The 20,622-nt window shown below is 68.8% G+C and carries 18 protein-coding genes; 11 read left to right on the top strand and 7 right to left on the bottom strand.

Going from position 1 to position 20,622, the window contains the following annotated elements; all coding sequences use genetic code 11:
• Positions 1-18: 18 nt before the first annotated feature.
• Together WJU27_RS13760 and WJU27_RS13755 are read right to left on the bottom strand one after the other, a co-directional pair.
• A complete protein-coding gene (locus WJU27_RS13760) occupies positions 19-1,107 on the bottom strand; it encodes a VanZ family protein (RefSeq protein ID WP_020163190.1) in 1,089 nt (362 codons plus the stop codon).
• Positions 1,104-1,511, bottom strand: coding sequence for a YqaA family protein (locus WJU27_RS13755; protein WP_341422473.1), 408 nt, complete (start codon positions 1,509-1,511; stop codon positions 1,104-1,106). The genes WJU27_RS13760 and WJU27_RS13755 overlap by 4 nt, the downstream gene beginning before the upstream one ends.
• A 116-nt stretch (positions 1,512-1,627) precedes the next feature.
• Between WJU27_RS13755 and ilvA the strand changes: the two genes are divergently transcribed.
• From ilvA to WJU27_RS13740, 3 genes are all read left to right on the top strand, one after another.
• Positions 1,628-3,139: a threonine ammonia-lyase, biosynthetic gene (gene ilvA / locus WJU27_RS13750; protein ID WP_341422472.1), complete on the top strand. Its 1,512-nt coding sequence runs from the start codon at positions 1,628-1,630 to the stop codon at positions 3,137-3,139.
• A complete protein-coding gene (locus WJU27_RS13745; RefSeq protein WP_341422471.1) occupies positions 3,136-4,089 on the top strand; it encodes a YncE family protein in 954 nt (317 codons plus the stop codon). Before ilvA ends, WJU27_RS13745 begins: the two co-directional genes overlap by 4 nt.
• An 87-nt stretch (positions 4,090-4,176) precedes the next feature.
• Positions 4,177-4,704, top strand: coding sequence for an SRPBCC family protein (locus tag WJU27_RS13740; RefSeq protein WP_020163194.1), 528 nt, complete (start codon positions 4,177-4,179; stop codon positions 4,702-4,704).
• A gap of 49 nt (positions 4,705-4,753) precedes the next feature.
• Here WJU27_RS13740 and WJU27_RS13735 read toward each other — a convergent pair whose 3' ends face one another.
• Together WJU27_RS13735 and WJU27_RS13730 are read right to left on the bottom strand one after the other, a co-directional pair.
• Positions 4,754-5,263, bottom strand: coding sequence for a DUF1269 domain-containing protein (locus WJU27_RS13735; RefSeq protein WP_341422470.1), 510 nt, complete (start codon positions 5,261-5,263; stop codon positions 4,754-4,756).
• 112 nt (positions 5,264-5,375) lie between these two features.
• Complete coding sequence (locus tag WJU27_RS13730) at positions 5,376-5,960, bottom strand: 5-formyltetrahydrofolate cyclo-ligase (RefSeq protein ID WP_341422469.1); 585 nt, start codon at positions 5,958-5,960, stop codon at positions 5,376-5,378.
• A 42-nt stretch (positions 5,961-6,002) separates the two neighbouring features.
• Here WJU27_RS13730 and WJU27_RS13725 point away from each other — a divergent pair, with 42 nt between their 5' ends.
• From WJU27_RS13725 to WJU27_RS13715, 3 genes are read left to right on the top strand one after another with little or no spacing between them, the layout of a single operon-like run.
• A complete protein-coding gene (locus WJU27_RS13725) occupies positions 6,003-7,958 on the top strand; it encodes a lytic transglycosylase domain-containing protein (RefSeq protein ID WP_341422468.1) in 1,956 nt (651 codons plus the stop codon).
• A gap of 41 nt (positions 7,959-7,999) precedes the next feature.
• Positions 8,000-8,956 (top strand): complex I NDUFA9 subunit family protein, encoded by a 957-nt coding sequence (locus tag WJU27_RS13720; protein ID WP_341422467.1) that lies wholly within the window; start codon positions 8,000-8,002, stop codon positions 8,954-8,956.
• Positions 8,957-10,177, top strand: a complete 1,221-nt coding sequence (locus WJU27_RS13715) for a multifunctional CCA addition/repair protein (RefSeq protein ID WP_341422466.1) — start codon at positions 8,957-8,959, stop codon at positions 10,175-10,177. It abuts the gene before it with no gap.
• A 56-nt stretch (positions 10,178-10,233) separates the two neighbouring features.
• Here WJU27_RS13715 and WJU27_RS13710 read toward each other — a convergent pair whose 3' ends face one another.
• Both WJU27_RS13710 and ilvD read right to left on the bottom strand, forming a co-directional pair.
• Entirely contained in the window at positions 10,234-11,070 is an 837-nt protein-coding gene (locus tag WJU27_RS13710; protein WP_341422465.1) for a DMT family transporter, read from the bottom strand.
• A gap of 11 nt (positions 11,071-11,081) precedes the next feature.
• The gene (gene ilvD / locus WJU27_RS13705; protein WP_020163201.1) at positions 11,082-12,935 is read right to left on the bottom strand and encodes a dihydroxy-acid dehydratase; all 1,854 of its coding nucleotides are present in this window, start codon (positions 12,933-12,935) and stop codon (positions 11,082-11,084) included.
• An 84-nt stretch (positions 12,936-13,019) separates the two neighbouring features.
• Here ilvD and WJU27_RS13700 point away from each other — a divergent pair, with 84 nt between their 5' ends.
• The 4 genes from WJU27_RS13700 (at position 13,020) to WJU27_RS13685 (ending at position 18,235) form a co-directional block, all read left to right on the top strand.
• Complete coding sequence (locus WJU27_RS13700) at positions 13,020-14,093, top strand: glycosyltransferase (RefSeq protein ID WP_341422464.1); 1,074 nt, start codon at positions 13,020-13,022, stop codon at positions 14,091-14,093.
• Positions 14,094-14,236: 143 nt separating this feature from the next.
• On the top strand, positions 14,237-15,070 hold the full coding sequence (locus tag WJU27_RS13695) for a phosphate/phosphite/phosphonate ABC transporter substrate-binding protein (RefSeq protein WP_341422463.1): 834 nt from the start codon (positions 14,237-14,239) through the stop codon (positions 15,068-15,070).
• Positions 15,067-17,364 (top strand): ATP-binding protein, encoded by a 2,298-nt coding sequence (locus tag WJU27_RS13690; protein WP_341422462.1) that lies wholly within the window; start codon positions 15,067-15,069, stop codon positions 17,362-17,364. The genes WJU27_RS13695 and WJU27_RS13690 overlap by 4 nt, the downstream gene beginning before the upstream one ends.
• Before the next feature lie 94 nt (positions 17,365-17,458).
• Entirely contained in the window at positions 17,459-18,235 is a 777-nt protein-coding gene (locus WJU27_RS13685; protein WP_020163205.1) for a ferredoxin--NADP reductase, read from the top strand.
• Between the two features lie 71 nt (positions 18,236-18,306).
• Here WJU27_RS13685 and WJU27_RS13680 read toward each other — a convergent pair whose 3' ends face one another.
• Positions 18,307-19,263 (bottom strand): PEP-CTERM sorting domain-containing protein, encoded by a 957-nt coding sequence (locus WJU27_RS13680; RefSeq protein WP_341422461.1) that lies wholly within the window; start codon positions 19,261-19,263, stop codon positions 18,307-18,309.
• Positions 19,264-19,408: 145 nt separating this feature from the next.
• Here WJU27_RS13680 and WJU27_RS13675 point away from each other — a divergent pair, with 145 nt between their 5' ends.
• Positions 19,409-20,602 (top strand): glycosyltransferase, encoded by a 1,194-nt coding sequence (locus WJU27_RS13675; protein ID WP_341422460.1) that lies wholly within the window; start codon positions 19,409-19,411, stop codon positions 20,600-20,602.
• Positions 20,603-20,622 lie beyond the last annotated feature (20 nt).

Raw genomic sequence — 20,622 nt, 5'->3', positions numbered from 1 at the left:
GTTCGGACAAAGACGTGATTATCGGTGATCGTGGGCGGCATGGCGGCCGCGGCTTTCGCGCAGTTGCAGCGCCATCAGGTAAGGCAGCGCGAAATACGGCCACAGCGCCGACGCCAGTCGGGTCAGACCGCTGAAATTGAAAAAGTGCCCGGCCCGCCAGGCATCGGACACCGCCGACGGGTAGGGGTTGTCGGGCGCCAGGTTAACCAGTGCCACGCCGGCGAGCAGGGCCAGCGCCGCGACGCCGAAGCGCAGCGTGACCGGCAGCCACAGCGCGACGCGCAGCGCGACAGCGCCGCCGGCCAGCCCGGCCAGCGCGCCCGGTGTGGCCCACAGCCAGGCACCGCCGGCCGGCACCAGCACCGCGCCGGAGCCGGCCTTGATCGCCAGCGCGACGACGAAAGTCGAGCCGAGCAGCCAGAAGCTGCGCGCGCGCATGCTGTGCCAGCCGATCACGCCGACGCTCACCATCGCGCAGATGCAGGCGCCGATCTCCACTGCGCGGTAGCGCCGTTCGGTGAAATCGACCGGTGCTTCGAGGCCGAACACCCAGCGCAGGTCGCCCAGACCGAACAAGGGCGTGTCCGGATCGATCTGCGCCAGCCACCACAGCACGAGCAGCACCAAGGCGAATTCGCCGGTGTGGCCGCGCACGATGCGGCGCGCGCGCCAGCGCGCCAGCGCGCCGCCGTCGCCCAGCATGCCGCCCCAGCGCGCGCCGAGCAGTGCGCCGCAGGCGGCGCCCAGGGCATTCGACGCGACGTCGAGATTGGACGGCACGCGGGTCGGCAGATAGTGCTGCAGAACTTCGAGCCCGATGGACAGGCCGGTCGCCAGCAGGCAGGCGAGCAGGAAGGCCGGCAGACGGCGCAGCCAGGGCGACGCGGCCGGCACCAGCAGGAAGCCCAGCGGCAGGTAGCCGAGCGCATTGGCGATCACGTCGAAACGCGTCCAGTAGCGCGGCCACGGCGCGCTCAGGAAGCCGAGCAGGTCGCCACCCCCTTCGCGGAAGTCGCCCAGCGGATGCAGGCTGGCGTAGGCGATCAGCAGCGTCCACAGCAGCGCGAGGTGGCGGGCGAGATGGGTGGCGTGGCGACTGTTCTTCATGCCATCAGCCCGGCGATGGCGAGATAGCGCGCACCCTTGCCGATCGCCATCATGACTGCGCTGCGCAGCGGCGGCAGGCGCAGCCAGCCTGCGGCGATGCACAGTGCGTCGCCGATCAGCGGCACCCAGGACAGCAGCAGCGCCGTCGTGCCGTGTGTCTGCACCAGCGCCAGCCGGCCCGGCAGTTCCTTGCGCGGGATGAAGCGCCCCATCGCGTAGCTCACCATGCCGCCGGCGGTGTTGCCGGCGGTGGCCAGCAGCAGCGCGGCGTCGCGTTGTTCCGGGTGGGCGGCGAGCACGGCCAGCAGCGCCGCTTCCGAGCCGCCGGGCAGCACGGTGGCCGACAGGAAGCTGGCGAGCGTCAGTCCGGCCAGGCTGGCTTCGGCCCCGGGCATGAAATCCATGCTCAGCGCGCGTCCGTGCCGGGCGCGATTTGCCCCCGGCCTGTGCGCGCTGCTAGGCTTGCGTGCTTGCGCATCGGCCATTCCGGCGCCGGTGCGGGCTGCGCTGTGTCCTCATCATGCAAACCGACTACCTCGAAAGAATCCTCAACGCGCAAGTGTACGACGTCGCGGTCGAAACGCCGCTCGACGCCGCGCCGAACCTGTCGCGGCGCATCGGCAATACCGTGCTGTTCAAGCGTGAGGACATGCAGCCGGTGTTCTCGTTCAAGCTGCGCGGCGCCTACAACAAGATCGCCCAGCTGTCGGACGAAGCGCGCGCGCGTGGCGTCATCTGCGCGTCGGCAGGCAATCACGCCCAGGGCGTGGCGCTGTCGGCGGCCAAGGTGGGCTGCCGTGCGGTCATCGTGATGCCGACGACGACGCCGCGCATCAAGGTGGACGCCGTGGCGGCGCGCGGCGGCGAGGTGGTACTGGCTGGCGAATCCTACGACGAGGCCTACGCGCACGCCCGCAAGCTCGAAGCCGAGCAGGGCCTCACCTTCGTGCATCCGTTCGACGACCCGGACGTGATCGCCGGCCAGGGCACGATAGGCGTCGAAATCCTGCGCCAGCACCCGAAGCCCATCGACGCCGTGTTCTGCTGCGTCGGCGGCGGCGGGCTGATCGCCGGTGTGGCGGCCTACATCAAGCGGCTGCGTCCGAACACCCGCATCATCGGCGTCGAGGCGTCGGACGCCGACGCGATGGCGCAGTCGCTGAAGGCGGGCAGGCGCATACAGCTCGACAGCGTCGGGCTGTTCGCCGATGGCGCTGCGGTCAAGCTGGTCGGCGAGGAAACCTTCCGGCTGGCGCAGCAGTACGTCGACGAAATGGTGCTGGTCGATACCGACGCCATCTGTGCCGCGATCAAGGACGTGTTCGAGGACACCCGCTCGATTCTGGAGCCGGCCGGTGCGCTGGCGGTGGCCGGCGCCAAGGCCTGGGCGGCGCGCAACAACGTGAAGGGCAAGACCCTGGTCGCGGTGGCCAGCGGCGCCAACATGAATTTCGACCGCCTGCGCTTCGTCGCCGAACGCGCCGAGATCGGCGAGTCGCGCGAAGCGGTGCTGGCGGTGACGCTGCCCGAGCGCCCGGGCGCCTATCGCGAGCTGGTGGCGCTGTTCGGTCGCCGCAACATCACCGAACTGAATTACCGCTACAAGGACGCGAAAGAGGCGCACGCCTTCGTTGGCGTGCAGGTATCGGGCCGCGCCGAGGCCGCCGAGCTGGTGAATCACCTCGCCGCCAACGGCTACCCGGCGCTGGATCTGACCGACGACGAAATGGCCAAGCTGCACGTGCGCTACATGGTGGGCGGCCGCAGCCCGGCAGTCGGCCACGAACAGGTGTTCCGCTTCGAATTCCCGGAGCGTCCGGGCGCGCTGATGAAATTCCTCGACTCGATGAGTCGCGACTGGAACATCAGCCTGTTCCACTACCGCAACCACGGCGCCGACTACGGCCGCGTGCTGGTCGGCATGCAGGTGCCGCCGGGCGACGCGGCGGCGCTGCAGCGCTTCCTCGACACGCTGGGCTATTCCTGGCGCGAGGAAACCGCGAATCCGGCGTACAAGCTTTTCCTCGGATGAGGCGCTTCGCCGTCCTGCTGGCGCTGTGCGCCGCGGCGACCTGTGCGTCGGCCGGGCCGCTGGCCTACATCACGAACCAGGGCTCGCACGAGGTGACGGTGGTCGACGTCGACGCGTCCACCATCGTCGCCCGCCTGCCGGCGGGCAAGTCGCCGGCCGGCATCTGGGTCAGCGAGGCGGCCGGCAAGGCCTTCGTCAGCGCGCCGGACAGCGCGACGATCACCGTGATCGATCTGGCGAGCCGCGCGGTGGTGGGCGAGATGAAGGCCGGCCGCAGCCCGGTCGGCATCACCGTCACGCCGGACGGCCGACGTGTGCTGGTGGCCGACTGGTTCTCCCACCGCGTGCTGGTGTTCGATGCGTCAAGCCACGCCGCGCTCGGCGAGATCGCGGTCGGCAACGCGCCGGCCGGGCTGGTCGCGTCGCCCGACAGTCGTACCGCCTATGTCGCCAACCGCGACGACAATGCGGTCGGCGTGCTCGACCTCGACGCGATGAAGCAGACCGGCGTCATCGCCGTCGGCAACCATCCGTTCGCGCTCGAACTGTCGGCCGACGGCCGCACGCTGTATGCGCTGAACGTGTGGAGCGACGACGTGTCGGTGGTCGACCTCGCACAGTCACGTACCGTCGCTACACTGCCGGTCGGCAAGGCGCCCTATGGCATCGCTTTCTCTGACGATGGCGCGCGCGCTTACGTGACGAATCAGAAGGGCGACAGCGTATCGGTCATCGACACAGCGGAACGGCGCGTCATCGCGACCTGGCCCTCGGTCGTTTATCCCGAGGGCGTCGCGGTGGCCGGCACTAAACTGCTGGTCGTGAGCTGGATGGACGATCTGGTCGGCGTGTACGACGCGCGGACCGGACAGTCGCTGGGCAGCATCGAACTCGGGCGCAACCCGCGCGGTTTCGGGCGCTTCATGCACAAGCCTGCGGCGGCACGTTGATCGCGACAGTGCTTGCCGCTATCTTCACCGCCTTTTTCGTCGCCGACTTTTCAACCCAACCATTCTGACAACGAGGAGATTCAACCCATGCGTTTTGTATCGGCATTCGTCATGATGCTGGCCGCGTCGCTGGCGGCATCGTTCGCCCACGCGCACGGCCCGACCCGCCAGAAGGCGTTCGAAACCATCACCATCAAGGCCAGCCCGGATGCGGTGTGGGCCAAGGTGAGCGATTTCACCCAGCTGCAGGGCTGGCATCCGGCGGTCGAGAGCAGCACCGCCACCAACGGCAGCAACGTCGGCTCGGTGCGTACGCTGAAGCTCAAGGGCGGCGGCGAACTGGTCGAGACGCTGGAGTCCATCGACCCGGCGGCGAAGAAGTTCTCCTACCGCGCCAAGGACGGCGGCGCGCTGCCGGTGACCAACTACAGCTCGAACCTGACGGTGAAAGCCGGCGACGGCGGCACCTCGGTGGTCGAATGGCGCGGCGCCTTCTATCGCAAGTACATGAACAACGACCCCCCGAAGGGTGAGGACGACGAAGCCGCGCTGAGCGCGGTGACCGGCGTCTACAAGAGCGGTCTGGAAAACCTGAAGAAGGTGATGGAGAAGTAAGCGTCCGCAGGACGCAACGAACCGGGCCACGCGGCCCGGTTTTTTTCGCCTACGGAAACACCGGAATGTCCGGATCGGCGCCGTGCGGCTGCACCTGCGGATGCAGGGCGCGCACCCGTTCGGTGATTTCGTCGACCCGCGCGCGCGGCACGTCGAGCATGACCAGCAGCTGGCCCTGTTCGATCGCGTCCTCGAAGGCCTTCAGGTGCGTGTTGCCGGCAGTCAGCCCGACCATGCCGCCGACCCAGGCGCCGGCGCCGGCACCGCCCAGGCCGGACGCCAGCAGGATGCCGCCGGCGATCACCGCCGCGCCAGGCGACAGCGCCAGCCCGATCAGCCCGCCCAGTATGCCGACGCTGCCGTCCATGGCCAGTCCGCGCTGCACGGCCGGCGAAAAGTCGGACTTCTGCAGCATGGTCGCCTCAGGCAGCTCTTCCAGCGGCGTGCCACGTCGCGCCAGGATGTGGATGTGCTTCTCGGGAATGCGCGCCACCAGCATGTCGTTGACCACGGTGCGTGCGGTGTCGATGCCGGGTACCAGGAAATAGATGCGTTTCATGCCGTCCTCCTCCGTGCGGGGCCTTGCAGGCGCGCACCCCGGTGCCGGCAGGCGCGCGATCAGGTCGGGACTGCTTCCAGCATAGACGGCCAGCGGCGCGCTGCCCGGCCGCTCAGCGGCGCGACGGGAAGGCGCCGGCTTCGGTGACGATCCAGTCCATCGGCAGGTCGTGCGGCTGCGGCTGCAGATCGTCGAGGCGGCCGTCCTCGATCGCCACGCCGACGGCCAGCGGCGTCGGTTCGAGCGCGGCCAGCGTGCGGTCGTAATGGCCGGCGCCGTAGCCCAGCCGGTAGCCGCGCGCGTCGAAACCGTTGCACGGGATCAGCAGCAGTTCGGGCACCACCGGGCCGCCCTCGGCCGGGTAGGGGATGCCGTAGCGGTCGGTCGCCATCGCGCTGTCCGGCGCCCAGCGGCGGAAGCTCATCGGCTGGCCCTTCTCGCCGACCACCGGCAGTGCGGCCCAGCGGGACGGGTCTGCGGCCAGCCAGCGGCGCATCAGTGGCAGCGCGTCGAATTCGCCGCGATAGGGCCAGGTGAAGCCGATCGAGCGCGGCGCCAGACGGGTCAGCAGCGCCTCCAGCCTTTCGTTCAGCGCGGCGTGCAGCGGCGCCAGGGTGGCTGGGTCCATGGCCAGGCGGCGGCCGACCAGTTCGAGTCGCAGCGCCTTGCGGCGTGCGCGATCATCGGGAACATTCATGTGCGGGCGGTATCATTCGTGCAAACCCGGAAACACTAGCAGATGCCCACACGATTCCCGCTTCACACCGTCCGCACGCTGTTCATCGGCGCCTGCATGACTGTCGCTGCCGTCGCGCACGCCAATGACGACGCGGCCTTCCTCGCCGCGCGCGACGCCTTTGCCGCCGGCAACCGCCAGGCCTTCGAACGCTACGCCGCCGGCCTGCAGTCCCACCCGCTGGCGTCCTACATCGATTATTACCGGCTGCGCATGGACATCGACCGCACGTCGCCGGACAGCATTGCGGTGTTCCTCGAACGCAATGCCGACACGGTGGTTGCGCAACGCTTGCGCAGCGACTGGCTGCGCCAGCTGGCGAAGACCGAGCAGTGGGCGGCTTACCGCACCGAATACGCAAAGCTGCCGCTGAAGAATCCGTCGCCCGAGAATGACCTGCGCTGCCACGCTGCGCGCGCGGGCATGGTGGTCGGCGACGCGGCGGCGATCAACGAGGCGCGCATGCTGTGGGACACGCTGGACGACGCCCCGTCGGCCTGCAATCCGGTGTTCGCCGCGCTGTTCGACGCCGGTCGTCTGAGCGAGGACGACGTCTGGGCGCGTGCGCGCCGGCAGATGGAGGCGAAGCGGCCGGGTCAGGCGAGCAGCGTGCTGGATCTGCTGCCGGCGGCCGAACGGCCGGGCCGCGTGCTCGACGACATCGTCGCCAATCCGGCGCGCTGGCTGGTCCGCCAGCCGGCCAATTTCTCGATCACCCGCCGTGGTCGCGAGCTGGCGCTGATGGCGATCGCCCGCATGGCGCGCAACGACGTGCGCGCGGCCGAGCGCAGTCTGGAGGTGATCGCCGCCCGTCTGAGTCCGCAGGAACGCGCCTACGCTTTCGGTCAGCTCGGCTGGCAGGGCGCGATGCGGCACGACCCGCGTGCGCTGCAGTGGTGCCGCTCGGCCGATGACGCGATGGACGGCGACGAGGTGTTCGCCTGGTGCGCGCGTGCCGCGATGCGCGACGGCAAGTGGAAGGTGTTGCGCGACATCGTCGAGCGCATGCCCGAAGCGCTGGCGTCGAAGCCGGAATGGATCTACTGGGGCGGCCGCGCGCGCGGCGCCACCGGCCACGTCGACCAGGCGCGCGAACACTATCGCCGCATTGCCGACCAGCCGAATTTCTACGGTCTGCTGGCGCGCGAGGAACTGGGTCAGCCCTACCAGCTGCCGCCGCAGGCGGCCGAGCCGTCGCCGGAGGACATCCGCCGCGCCGAACTGACGCCGGCCATCCAGCGCGCGCTCAAGCTGTTCGCACTCGACCTGCGTACCGAAGCGGTGCGCGAATGGAACTGGGCGATCCGCGAGGCGGACGACCGCACACTGCTGGCGGTCGCTCACCTCGCGGCAAAGAAGTCGCTGTGGGACCGCGCCATCGCCAGTGCCGACCGCACCGTGGCCGAGCACGACTACGCGCTGCGCTACCTGGCGCCGATGCGCAGCGAGGTCGAGCCGCACGTGCAGGCGCGCGCGCTCGATCTGAGCTGGGTGTACGGCCTGATGCGGCAGGAAAGCCGCTTCATCATGAACGCGAAGTCGTCGGCCGGTGCCCAGGGCCTGATGCAGGTGATGCCGGCGACCGCCAAGTGGGTGGCGAAGAAGATCGGTCTGAACGGCTACCAGCCGTCGCAGATCGCCGACACCGACACCAATCTGCTGCTCGGCACCAGCTACATGCGCCTGGTGCTGGACAGCCTGGACGACCACCCGGTGCTGGCCAGCGCCGGCTACAACGCCGGGCCCGGCCGCGCCAAGAAGTGGCGTGCCGCCAAACCGCTGGAAGGCGCCATCTACGCCGAAACCATTCCGTTCACCGAAACGCGCGACTACGTGAAGAAGGTGATGGCCAACGCCGTCATGTACAACCTCGTGTTCGGCCGCAAGGAGATCGGTCTGAAGCAGCGCCTCGGCACCATACAGCCCGGTCCCGGCGCGCTGCCGGACGATCCGATCTGATCCACAAACAGAGTCTCGACCCACAGACCCGGAGTGCCCCCATGTTCCCGAAAACCGTCCTCCTGATCGGTGGCGCCGGCTTCATCGGCAGCCACGTCGCCAGCCAGCTCGCCGCCCGCGACGTACGCGTCATCGTGCCGACGCGCCGCCGCGATCGCGCCAAGCATCTGATACTGCTGCCGATGATCGACGTGGTCGAGGCCGACGTGCACGACCCGGCCGCGCTGGCGCGCCTGATGACGGGCGTCGATGCAGTGGTGAACTTCGTCGGCATCCTGCATTCGCGCGAAGGCAGCCCATGGGGACGCGATTTCGAACGTGCGCACGTCGCGCTGCCCAAGGCCATCGCCGCTGCGGCGAAGGCGGCCGGCGTGCGTCAGCTCGTCCATGTCAGCGCGCTGGGCGCCGCCGAAGGTGCGCCATCCGGCTACCTGCGTTCGAAGGCCGCCGGTGAGGCGGCGATACGCGCCGGTGGCGTGGACTGGACGATATTCCGCCCGTCGCTGGTGTATGGCGACGGCAAGTGTTTCCTGTCGATGTTCGCCGGTCTGCTGAAGATGTTCCCGGTGTTCCCGCTGGCCGGTGCCGACACCCGCTACCAGCCGGTCGCCGCACGCGACGTCGCGCGCTGCATCGTGCATGCGCTGGGTGACGAGGCAGCCATCGGCCAGACCTGGGCGCTGTGCGGCCCCAAGGTCTACACGATGCGCGAACTGGTGAAGATGACCGGCCGTACCATCGGCGCCGAGCGCTGCGTCATCGGTCTGCCCGGCCCGCTGGCGTCGCTGCAGGCGCTGGCGCTGGAACTGGCGCCGGGGCCGACGCTGATGTCGCGCGACAACCTGCGCTCGATGCAGGTCGACAGCGTGTGCGATGCCGGCTGCGCGCTGCCTTTCGGTTTCGTGCCGCTGACACTGGAGAGCGAGATCGACGCCTGCCTGGCCGACTTCCGGCCGACCGACCGCTTCGAGCACGCGCGCTCGAAAGCGCACAGATAGATGAAGATCTACCGCGTCGGCGGCTCGGTCCGTGACGAGCTGATGGGGCTGCCGGCCGGCGACCGCGACTGGGTGGTGGTCGGCGCCACGCCGGAGGACATGGTGGCCGCCGGTTACACGCCGGTCGGTCGCGATTTCCCGGTCTTCCTGCACCCGCAGACGCACGAGGAACACGCACTGGCGCGCACCGAGCGCAAGACCGCGCCGGGCTACCGCGGCTTCGTGTTCCACGCCGACCGCTCGGTGACGCTGGAGCAGGATCTGCAGCGGCGCGATCTCACCATCAACGCGATCGCACTCGCCGACGACGGTACGCTCATCGACCCGTGCAACGGCCGCGCCGACATCGCCGCGCGCGTGTTGCGCCACGTCAGCGCCGCCTTTGCGGAAGACCCGGTGCGGATACTCAGGCTGGCCCGCTTCGCCGCGCGCTTCCACGACTTCACGGTGGCGCCGGCGACGATGGCGCTGATGCGCGACATGGTGGACTGCGGCGAGGTCGATGCACTGGTGGCCGAACGCGTGTGGCAGGAACTGTCGCGCGGGCTGATGGAGGCGAAGCCCTCGCGCATGATCGAAGTGCTGCGCGAGTGCGGCGCGCTGCGTGTCGTGCTGCCGGAGGTGGACGCGCTGTTCGGTGTACCGCAGCCGCCGCAGCATCACCCGGAGATCGACACCGGCCTCCATCTGATGCAGTGCCTGGACTGGGCGGCGGCGCACGGCGCTTCGCTGGCGGTGCGCTGGGCGCTGGTGGCGCACGACCTCGGCAAGGGCACGACGCCGAAGGAGGAGTGGCCGCGCCACATCGCGCACGAGCCGCGCAGCGCGAAGCTGGCGCGCGAGGTGGCCGAGCGCCTGCGCGTGCCGGTCGATATCGCCGACATCGCGCGGCTGGTGGCGCAGGAACACACCAATGTGCACCGTGCCGCCGAGCTGCGTGCCGACACCATGGTGAAGCTGCTGGAGCGGCTGGACGTGATGCGCAAACCGGAACGGCTGGCCGACATCCTGCTCGCCTGCGAAGCGGACGCGCGCAGCCGCCCGGGTTTCGACGCGCGCGGCTATCCGCAGGCCGGGCTCGTACGCGCGGCCGCAGAGGCGTTCAGATCGGTCGATGCCGGTGCCATCGCGAAGCAGCTGGCCGAATCCGGCAAGGCTTCCGGCCCGTCGATCGCGCAGGCGGTGCACGCGGCGCGCGTGCAGGCGGTGGCCGCGCGCTAGGGTCTGTTGCCATTGAATCGCGCGCGGCCCGCGATTCAATGGCAACAGACCCTGGATCACCGCCGGCGGGTCGTTACCACCAGTGCGATACCGCCCAGCGTCGCGACCGAGGCCAGCAGCAGGCGCAGCGTCAGCGCTTCGGACAGCAGCAGTGCGCCCCCGATGGCCGCGATCACCGGCACCGACAGCTGCACGCTGGCTGCCTGCGTTGCGCTGAGGCCGCGCAGCGCGCTATACCAGATGGCATAGCCGACGCCGGACGCCAGTGCGCCGGACAGCGCCGCATAGACGAAGCCCAGCGCATCGATGCGCGCATCGGCAGCGGCAATCATCGACAGACCGATCGCCATCGGCACCGCGCGCACGAAGTTGCCGGCGGTCATCGCCAGCGGCGTGCCGCGGGCGCGCCGGCCGCGCAGCGAGTAGACGCCCCAGGCAATACCGGCCAGCGCCATCATGATGGCGGCCTCGGCCGGCGGTGCGCTGACACCGGGTGCCAGCAGCACGCCCAGCCCGGCCAGCGCCAGCAGCAGACCCACGGTCTGCAGCGCGCACAGCCGCTCACCCTTCAGCAGGCCGGTGCCTATCATCGTCACCTGCACGGTGCCGAACAGCAGCAACGCGCCGGTGCCGGCGGCCAGTTCGCGGTAGGCGTAGGAGAAGGCGGCGGCATAGACGAACAGAGCCGCCGCGCCGGGCCAGTCGCCGGCCAGCCGTCCGTCCGGCTGGCGGCGCACCAGTGCCCACAGCACCAGGGCGCCGGCGGCGATGCGTATCAGCGTGAAGCTGGCGGCGTCGATCGCCGTGTTGGCCAGTGCCAGCCGGTTCAGGATGGAGTTGGCGGCGAAGGCCAGCATCGCCGCCGCGGTCAGGGCGGCGATGCGGCCCGGCATCGGGCCTGCGCTCAAGAGCGACGCAGCTGGCTCAGGTCGCGCACGGCGCCGGTGTCGGCGCTGGTGGTCATCAGCGCATAGGCCTGCAGCGCGGTCGACACCACCCGCTCGCGCGCGTGCGGCGTGTACGCGGCGGCGCCGCGGTCCTCTTCCGCTTCACGACGGTGCGCCAGTTCGGCGTCATCGACCGCGAGGTGGATGGTGCGGTTAGGGATGTCGATCTCGATCACGTCGCCGTCCTTGACCAGCGCGATCAGGCCGCCCTGGGCCGCCTCCGGCGAGGCGTGGCCGATCGACAGGCCGGAGGTGCCGCCGGAGAAGCGGCCGTCGGTCAGCAGCGCGCAGGCCTTGCCCAGGCCCTTGGACTTCAGATAGGTGGTCGGATACAGCATTTCCTGCATGCCCGGGCCGCCCTTAGGACCTTCGTAGCGGATCACCACGACTTCGCCCGGCTTGACCTGATCGCCGAGGATGCCGGCGACCGCGTCGTCCTGGCTTTCGAACACCTTGGCGGTGCCGGAGAACTTCAGGATGGAATCATCGACGCCGGCCGTCTTCACGATGCAGCCGCGCTCGGCGATGTTGCCGTACAGCACGGCCAGCCCGCCGTCCTGGCTGAAGGCGTGTTCCTTGTTGCGGATGACGCCGTTCTCGCGGTCGAGGTCCAGTTCCGGGTAGCGGCGGTCCTGCGAGAAGGCGACCTGGGTCGGGATGCCGCCGGGGGCGGCGCGGTAGAAGGTGCGGACGGCCTCGTCCTGCGTGCGCACGATGTCGTACTTGTCGAGCGCTTCGCCCAGCGTCGCGCTGTGCACGGTGGGCAGGTCGCGGTGGATCAGGCCGGCGCGGTCCAGTTCGCCGAGGATGGCCATGATGCCGCCGGCGCGATGCACGTCTTCCATGTGCACGTCGGACTTGGCCGGTGCCACCTTGGACAGGCAGGGCACGTGGCGCGAAATGCGGTCGATGTCGGCCATCGTGAAATGCACGCCGGCTTCCTTCGCCGCAGCCAGCAGGTGCAGCACGGTATTGGTCGAGCCGCCCATCGACACGTCCAGCGTCATCGCGTTCTCGAAGGCCTTGAAGCTGGCGATCGAGCGCGGAAGCACCGAGGCATCCTCGCCTTCGTAGTACTTGCGGCACAGTTCCACCGCCAGCTGGCCGGCGCGCAGGAACAGCGCCTTGCGGTCGGCGTGGGTGGCCAGCACCGAACCGTTGCCCGGCAAAGACAGGCCCAGCGCTTCGGTCAGGCAGTTCATCGAATTGGCGGTGAACATGCCGGAGCAGGAGCCGCAGGTCGGACAGGCGCTGCGCTCGTAGGCTTCGGCCTCCTCGTCAGAGCAGTTGCTGTCGGCGCCCTTGACCATGGCGTCGACCAGGTCGACGGCGATGATCTTCTGGCCCCAGTTCACCTTGCCGGCTTCCATCGGGCCGCCGGACACGAACACGGTCGGGATGTTCAGCCGCAGCGCCGCCATCAGCATGCCCGGGGTGATCTTGTCGCAGTTCGAGATGCACACCAGCGCGTCGGCGCAGTGGGCATTCACCATGTATTCGACGCTGTCGGCGATCAGATCGCGCGAAGGCAGCGAGTACAACATGCCGCCGTGGCCCATCGCGATGCCGTCGTCGACGGCGATGGTGTTGAATTCCTTGGCCACACCGCCGGCCTTCTCGATCTCGCGCGCGACCATCTGGCCGAGATCCTTCAGGTGCACGTGGCCCGGCACGAACTGGGTGAAGCTGTTCGCGATGGCGATGATGGGCTTGCCGAAATCGCCGTCCTTCATGCCGGTGGCGCGCCACAGCGCGCGGGCGCCGGCCATGTTGCGGCCGTGGGTCGAGGTACGGGAACGGTAGGCGGGCATGGAAGCTCCTGCAGAATCGGGTAAAAGCGGAATTCTATCCGTCCCTTCACCTTCCGTCCTTTCATCTTCCCCGAAGCGTCTCCGATGAGCCGACCGAAACTGATATTCGTCACCCGCAGCCGCTACTGGCGTCCGGGTAACGGCGAAGCGGCGCGCACCGCGGCGCTGATCGACGCGCTGGCCGAAGTCTGCGATCTGACCGTGTTCTTCCCCGAGCAGCCTGACGCAGCCACCCGGCCCTTCGTCGAGCGCAGCCGGCACCGCTACCGCCTCGCCGTCGGCGACACCGCGAGGCCGGAACGCGCCGCGCTGGTGAGCGGGCTGCGCGGCATGTGCCGGCAGATCGCGCCGGACTGCGTGCTGCTGTCGCGGCTGCAGCTCGATTTCCTGCGGCTGGGGGTGCCGGACGGCATCCGCCTGGTGATGGACACGCACGACCTTGTCAGTGACAACGCCGCGTCACGCGCGAGCGTGGGCGTCGCGGTCGAGGAGGCGCTGGATTTCGAACGCGAGCTCGCCTTCCTGCAGCACTACGACCGCGTGCTGCTGATACAGCCGGACGATCACGCGCGTGTCGCCGCCGTGCTCGGCGAACGGGCGCTGTGCGTGCCGCACCCGGTGGTGCTGCCGGCGCAGCCGGTGAGGCCGGATTCGCGTGTGGTCGGCTACGCGGCCAGCCAGTGGGTGGCGAACCGGCACGGCCTGCAGTGGTTCATCGATGACGTGTGGCCCGCGCTGTCCGCCGAGCGTGCCGAGCTGCAGGTGGCCGGGCACATCGCCGCGCTGCTGCCGCAGCCGTTGCCGGACGGCATCCGCGCGCGCGGCTTCGTTCCCGACATCGAGGTGCTGTGGAGCGGCGTGGACATCGCCATCAACCCGGTGCGCTGGGGCTCCGGGCTGAAGATCAAGACGGTCGAGGCGCTCGCCGCCGGTCTGCCCCTGGTCACCACGCGCGAAGGCGCGCGCGGCCTGGAGGATGGCGCCGGCGAGGCCTTTCTGCTCGCCGACGAAGCCGCTGCCTTTGCCGACGCCTGCCGCACGCTGCTCGACGATCTGCCGCTGCGCCGGCGCTACGCGCGCGCCGCCCACACCTACGCCCGCGAGCGCTTTTCGCATGCGGCCTGCTATGGCGGACTGATCGCCTGGCTGCGCGGCTGAACACGCTTCGAGTCACCCAGGTCCGCTGGAAAAAATCATTGTTAAACAGTGTGTTGCGTCGGTGTTGTGGCGCAGCATCCGCTCAAGGGGGCGACGGCGCGTTCCGTTAACGCGGGGTGTCCATTGCCGTCCCGTCTGCCCGGATGTTCCTCGCCTTCACCCGTCTGCTGCTGTCCGTCGCCTGTTTCATTCCCGCGCTTGCGCTTGCCCAGGACGCGCCGCTGTTCCGCATCGGCGTCGCGCCGCACACCAGCTCGCGCGTCATCATCGAAATGTACCAACCGCTGCGGCAGCATCTGCAGAAGACGCTCGGCACGCCCGTTGCCATCGTCACCGCGCCGGACTTCACCGAGTTCGCGCGGCGGGCGCTCAACCGCGAATACGAGTTGGTCATCACGACCGGACATCAGGCCGAACTGCTGCGCGCGGATGCGCGTTACCGGCCGCTGCTGACCTACCGTGCGCCCTTTCATGCGGTCGTTGCCGTCGCTGCGGGCAGCCGGGCGAAGTCGGCACGCGACCTGGCCGGCAGCACGGTGGCCGGGCTCAGTCCGTCGTCGCTGGTGACGCTGTGGGGCCTGCGCTGGATGAGCGAGCACGGTGCGGCCGGCGTCACCGTTCGCTACGTCAGCGCCGCCGACAGCGTGGCGCAGCTGCTGCTCAATGGCGAAGTCAGCGCCGGCACGATGTCGCTTGCGAACTTTCAGGGCCTGGCGCCCGAGGTGCGTGCGCGACTGCAGCTGCTGACCGACAGTCCGGCCATGGTCGGCCGCGTCTATCTGCTCAATCAGGCCGACGCGGCGCGCGGAGCCGCGATCGAGAGGGCGTTGTGGTCGTTCGCCGAAACGCCGGCCGGCGTCGATTACTTCGCCCGTTACAAGCTTGAAGGCTATCGCCCGCTGCGTTCCGGCGAACTCGATGCGATGGCGCCCTACGCGGCCGAGGTGCGCGAACAACTGAAGAAGTCCGCTCTGTGAGCCGACTGTTCGATTTCCGGCTGCGGCGCTCGGTGCGCGGCCGCCTGCTGATCGCGGCCATCGTCGTCGAGGCGGTCATGCTGACGCTGCTGGTGAGCAACAGCGTGCGCCTGCAGCGCACCCACATGACCGAGCAGGCGGAGCGTCACGCGCAGCAGATCGTGCCCATACTGAACGCGGCGCTGGTGGCGCCGATGGCGCAGAGCGACTACGCGACGATGCAGGCGGTGCTGGACGAGAGCCGATCCAGTCAGGGCATCGCCTATCTCATCCTGCGCGACAGCGGCGGCCACGTCGTCGCGCACAGCGGCTGGTCGCGCGATGCGCCGGTACCGCAGACCGACGAGCGCTTCGACCTGTCGGTCGAGGACGATCCGCCGATCTACGATCTGGTCACGCCGGTGGCGCTGGCCGGGCAGCCGCTCGGTCAGCTGCATTTCGGTCTCGACATGTCGGCGCTGCGCAGTGCCAACCGCCAGCTGCTGCTGCAAGGCATCGGCATCGCCGGGGGCGAACTGCTGCTGTCGATCGCGCTGCTGACCGGTCTCGGTCTGTGGCTGACACGCCAGCTGCTGCGGCTCACGCATGCGGCGGAAGAGGTTGCGACCGGCACCCTGACGCCGGCGCCGGTCGCCGAGGGCGAGGACGAGGTCGGCCAGCTCGGTCGCGCCTTCAACGCGATGTCGGCGGCGATCCGGGAGCGCATCGGCGAACTGCAGGCGCTGCACGAGAAGGAGCACGGTCTGGCGCGTATCGCGTCCGAGGCGAACGGTCGCCTCGAAGCGCTGCTCGACGCGATGGACATTGGCGTGCTGCTGGCCGACCACGAGAACCGGGTGCTGTACGCGAACGACAAGCTGGCGCAGGTGTGGGCGCTCGACGCCGGTCGTCCGCCGGATGGGTGTGCGCTGCAGGTGGTCGAATCGATGTGTGCCGCGCGGCTGTCGCCCGGCGCGGCGATGACGGTGTTCTGTCCTCACCGACGCGAGCGGGAGATCCTGCTCGCCGACGGCCGCACGCTGACCCAGCGCAGCTTTGCCGTCCGCGACGGCGACGGCCGCGAGATCGGCTGTCTGTGGCTGAGCGAGGACGTGTCGGCGGCGCGCGCGGCGGCCGACGAACTGCGTCGTGCACGCGACGAGGCCGAGGCGGCCAGCCGCGCCAAGGCGGCCTTCCTCGCCACGATGAGTCACGAAATCCGCACGCCGATGAACGGCATCATCGGCATGACCGACATGGTGCTGTCGGAGCCGCTCAGCGACGAGCAGCGCGAGAACCTCGGCTGGGTCAAATCGTCCGCCGACAGCCTGATGGGCATCCTGAACGACATCCTCGACTACTCCAAGGTCGATGCCGGTCAGCTGCAGCTGGAGGCGGTCGATTTCGGCCTCGAAACGCTGGTCGCCGACACGCTGGCCATCTTCTCGACGCAGGCCGCGGCCAAGGGCATTGCGCTGCGCTGGCAGGTCGCGCCGGCCTTGCCCGCCATCGTCACCGGCGATCCGCTGCGGCTGCGGCAGATACTGTCCAATCTGGTGTCGAATGCGCTGAAGTTCACCGCCCACGGCGGCGTGACGGTGAGCGTCGAGAGCGCAGGCGCGGGGCGGATCGCGCTGTCGGTCGCCGACACCGGCATCGGCATCGCATCCGACAAGCAGGCGCAGGTGTTCATGCCCTTCTCGCAGGCGGATTCATCGACCACGCGCACCTATGGCGGCACCGGGCTGGGCCTGTCCATCGTGTCGCGACTGGTTGCGCTGATGCACGGTACGCTGACGCTGGACAGCACGCCGGGCCGCGGCAGCACCTTCCGCGTCGAATTGCCGCTGCCGGCCGCAGCGACCGAGGACGTCGCGGCGCGCCCGGACGAGGCGGCATCGACGCACGAGGCGGCGCTGCTTGATGCCGACGTGCTGATCGCCGAGGACACGCCAGTCAACCAGGTGCTGCTCGGCCGCCTGCTGTCGCGCCACGGCGTGCGCATCACCCAGGCGGCCGACGGCCGGCAGGCGCTGGCTGCCTGCGCCGAGCGCCATTTCGATCTGGTGCTGATGGACATGCAGATGCCGGTCATGGACGGGCTGGAGGCGACGCGCCGCATTCGCGCGCTGGGCGATGCGCACTGGCAGCAGGTGCCCATCGTCGCGATCACGGCCAACGCGCTGGACGAGGACCGCGCCCGCTGTCGCGACGCGGGCATGGACGATTTCATCAGCAAACCCTTCCAGGCCGGGGAACTGGTGGCGACGCTGGCGCGTCATCTGTCGTACCGTCGCGCACCGGAAGCGGGATAACCACAGGTTATCGAAACATTGTTATTTGGTTTGTTGAGTTATGGTGCGCTGCGGCGCTATAAATGCACCAACGCCTTTCAACCGGATTACTGCCATGGCCAGCGTCGCGCCCGAAAAAGTCCTCAGCGTCCATCACTGGAACGATTCGCTGTTCAGCTTCAAGACCACGCGCGACCCCGGTCTGCGCTTCCGCAACGGTCATTTCGTCATGATCGGTCTGGAAACCGGCGGCAAGCCGCTGCTGCGCGCCTACAGCATCGCCAGCGCCAATTACGAGGAACACTTGGAGTTCTTCAGCATCAAGGTGCCGGACGGCCCGCTCACGTCGAAGCTGCAGCACCTGCAGCCGGGCGATGAAATCCTGGTCGGCCGCAAGCCCACCGGCACGCTGGTGCTGGACGACCTGAAGCCGGGCCGGCACCTCTATCTGTTCGGCACCGGCACCGGTCTGGCGCCCTTCCTCAGCCTGATCCGCGATCCCGAAGCCTACGAGCGTTTCGACAAGGTGATCCTGTTCCATGGCGTACGCCACGTGAATGAACTGGCCTACCAGGACTACATCGAGAACGAGCTGCCGAACGACGAATTCCTCGGCGAGTTCGTGCGCGACAAGCTGCTGTACTACCCCAGCGTCACGCGCGAGCCCTACCGCAACCGCGGTCGCCTGACCGATCTCATCGTCAGCAACAAGATGACGGACGACCTCGGCCTGCCGCCGCTGAATCCGGAAACCGACCGCGCGATGATCTGCGGCAGCCCGAGTATGAACAAGGACACCGCCGACCTGCTCGACGCGCGCGGCTTCGTCATCTCTCCGGGGGTGGGCGAACCGGGTGATTACGTGATCGAGCGGGCCTTCGTCGAGCGCTGATCGCCTCCGGACGGCGGAAACAAAAAAGCACCGCATGCGGTGCTTTTTTGTTGTCGGTGCCGACGTGCGACTCAGCCGCGCTTCTTCCGCCGTCGTGCGACGCCGGCCGCGCCCGCCGCGAGTGCCAGCAAGGCGAGGCTGCCCGGCTCCGGCACGGCGCGCGTGGTGACGCGCAGGCTGTTCGGGTCAGCGTTGACCGGATTCGCTTCGATCTCGAACGGGTCGCCGTAGAAGGCCGACGCATTGCCCTTGCTCTGCGTGCACACCGAGGTGCTCTGCAGCACCGGGCCGTAGCCGCCATATCCACCGTAGCCGCCGTAGCCCTCGTAACCACCGCCGCAATCGTAGGCGTAGACCCCGAGGTTGCTGGCGGCGCTGTCCGACAGCTCGGCCAACACGTCGAGCGACTCGTTCGGGTCGAGCACGCCGAGGTCGATGGTGACGTAACGGCTTTGCCAGCTGTAATAGCCGTCGCTGCCGTCGTCGTTGCTGTTCAGGTCGGTACCCGACTTGTCGTGCGTGATGACGCCGCCGTTGTTCTGGATGCTGGCCGACGAGTACCAGACCTGATTGCCATCGATCTTGATCGACGCCAGGTAATCGACGCTGAGGTATTCGTCTGCGTCGAGCGCGTAGTAGTTCGTTGCACTGATCGAGCCGCCGTAGATCTTGAACGTGAGGCTGAAATTCTGCGCCACGTTCGAGGCGTTGGTGACGGTGGCGAGGATGCTCGCCATCGCGCTGGCGCTGCCGTTGTAGCCGTAGGCCGAGGAGGACACGGCATAGGCGCCGGTGGCGGACGAGAAGGCGTAACCGGAGGCGGAGTTGTTGTCGCCCGACCAGATGTAGCTCGAGCTGTTGCGGTACTCCGGCGTCACCCAATCAGAAGGTGTTGCAGTGCTGCCGTTGCTGCTGGCGGCGGACGAGGCGCCGAGAACCGGCAGTGCGTGGGCGAGCGGCACCTGACTGAACCAGGCGAACAGCGATACCGCGATCAGTGTCGGGCGCGAGGGCAGCGAGAAGTTCATTGTTTTCATCCTGTACGATTAAGGCGCTCGCCGCCTGTAACAAGATTTATGCCCATCTTCTTAGGTTAAACGGATCAATGACTTGCACGTCGTCTTCGCGCTCCGACAGGGCGTGGTGTAAAGCCCCTCGACAGGTGTGCGCGCGATGAGCCGTGTGCTGATGGCTTGGGAACTGGGCGCCAATATGGGCCACATCGACCGCATGCTGATCACCGCGCGCGCGCTGCGCGAACGCGGGCACGCGGTCACCTTTGCGCTGAAGGATCTCGCGCGCGCGCACGGCCGCATCGTCGCCGACGGTTTTCCGGTACTGCAGTCGCCGCTGTGGCTGCCGCGCATGGTCAACCCGCCGAAGCTGGTCAATTTCTCGGCCGTGCTGGCCGCTGCCGGATGGCTGGACCCGGGCGGACTGGCCGGGCTGCTGTCCGCCTGGCGCGGGCTGTTCGAACTGCACCGCCCGGATCTGCTGGTGTGCGACCACGCGCCGACCGCGATGCTGGCGATGCGCGGCCGCGGCACGCCGATCGCGGCGATCGGTAACTGCTTCGAGATTCCGCCGCATCGCGACGTGTTTCCGGCGATGAACTACTGGGACAAGGGCGACGTTGCCCAGTGCGCACGCAGCGATGCGCTATTGCTGGCGCCGGTGAATCAGGCGCTGGCGCTGCTCGGTGACAGCGCCCTGCTGCGCCTGACCGAACTGTTCGGCGGGGTGCGCTGCATCGCCGCCAGCCTGCCGGAGCTGGCCCACTACCCCGAATACGACGAGCGCGTACGGATGGTTGGTCCGAGCTACGTCGGCGACAGCGGCGTGGCGCCGGAGTGGCCGGCGGGCGAGGGGGCGCGCGTGTTCGTCTACCTGTCGCCCGAGCACGCGGATTTCAATGCGCTGATGGAGGCGCTGCGGCAGTCCGGCATGCGCACGCTGGTGCATGCCAAAGGGCTGTCGCCGGACGCCGCGCGACGGCTCGGTGGGCCGTCCATCCGTTTTGAATCGGCGCCGGTGCGGATGGACCCGGCTGTGCGCGCGGCCGATCTGGTCGTTTCGCACGCCAGCATCGGCACCGTCAGCGCTGCGGCGCTTGCCGGGTGCCCGCAACTGGTGCTGCCCAATCACATGGAGCAGTACATGGTGGCGCGTCGCATCGTCGATGGCGGCCTCGGTCTTGCCGTGCCGCCGGGAAGCCGGAACACCGATTACCCGTCGCTGCTGCGTCGCCTGCTCGACGAACCGCGCTTCGCCGCGGCGGCGCGCGCGCTGGCGCAGCGTCACGCCGGCGCTGACCCGACGAAGACCGGTGCCTGCATCGCCGACGAGCTCGAAGCGCTGCTGCGCTGAGCGGGAACCTCCTGCCGTGG

Origin of the sequence: Methyloversatilis sp. NSM2, assembly GCF_038066675.1 — a bacterium.
GTDB classification, from domain to species: Bacteria; Pseudomonadota; Gammaproteobacteria; order Burkholderiales; family Rhodocyclaceae; genus Methyloversatilis; species Methyloversatilis discipulorum_A.
The sequence above is the reverse complement of the archived record's forward strand: the minus strand, read 5'-3'. Positions and strand labels throughout refer to the sequence as shown.

Coding starts and splice junctions, on each gene's coding strand:
- WJU27_RS13760 (WP_020163190.1), bottom strand. CDS start 1,107: ATGAAGAACAGTCGCCACGCCACCCATCTCGCCCGCCACCTCGCGCTG.
- WJU27_RS13755 (WP_341422473.1), bottom strand. CDS start 1,511: ATGGATTTCATGCCCGGGGCCGAAGCCAGCCTGGCCGGACTGACGCTC.
- ilvA (WP_341422472.1), top strand. CDS start 1,628: ATGCAAACCGACTACCTCGAAAGAATCCTCAACGCGCAAGTGTACGAC.
- WJU27_RS13745 (WP_341422471.1), top strand. CDS start 3,136: ATGAGGCGCTTCGCCGTCCTGCTGGCGCTGTGCGCCGCGGCGACCTGT.
- WJU27_RS13740 (WP_020163194.1), top strand. CDS start 4,177: ATGCGTTTTGTATCGGCATTCGTCATGATGCTGGCCGCGTCGCTGGCG.
- WJU27_RS13735 (WP_341422470.1), bottom strand. CDS start 5,263: ATGAAACGCATCTATTTCCTGGTACCCGGCATCGACACCGCACGCACC.
- WJU27_RS13730 (WP_341422469.1), bottom strand. CDS start 5,960: ATGAATGTTCCCGATGATCGCGCACGCCGCAAGGCGCTGCGACTCGAA.
- WJU27_RS13725 (WP_341422468.1), top strand. CDS start 6,003: ATGCCCACACGATTCCCGCTTCACACCGTCCGCACGCTGTTCATCGGC.
- WJU27_RS13720 (WP_341422467.1), top strand. CDS start 8,000: ATGTTCCCGAAAACCGTCCTCCTGATCGGTGGCGCCGGCTTCATCGGC.
- WJU27_RS13715 (WP_341422466.1), top strand. CDS start 8,957: ATGAAGATCTACCGCGTCGGCGGCTCGGTCCGTGACGAGCTGATGGGG.
- WJU27_RS13710 (WP_341422465.1), bottom strand. CDS start 11,070: ATGCCGGGCCGCATCGCCGCCCTGACCGCGGCGGCGATGCTGGCCTTC.
- ilvD (WP_020163201.1), bottom strand. CDS start 12,935: ATGCCCGCCTACCGTTCCCGTACCTCGACCCACGGCCGCAACATGGCC.
- WJU27_RS13700 (WP_341422464.1), top strand. CDS start 13,020: ATGAGCCGACCGAAACTGATATTCGTCACCCGCAGCCGCTACTGGCGT.
- WJU27_RS13695 (WP_341422463.1), top strand. CDS start 14,237: ATGTTCCTCGCCTTCACCCGTCTGCTGCTGTCCGTCGCCTGTTTCATT.
- WJU27_RS13685 (WP_020163205.1), top strand. CDS start 17,459: ATGGCCAGCGTCGCGCCCGAAAAAGTCCTCAGCGTCCATCACTGGAAC.
- WJU27_RS13680 (WP_341422461.1), bottom strand. CDS start 19,263: ATGAACTTCTCGCTGCCCTCGCGCCCGACACTGATCGCGGTATCGCTG.
- WJU27_RS13675 (WP_341422460.1), top strand. CDS start 19,409: ATGAGCCGTGTGCTGATGGCTTGGGAACTGGGCGCCAATATGGGCCAC.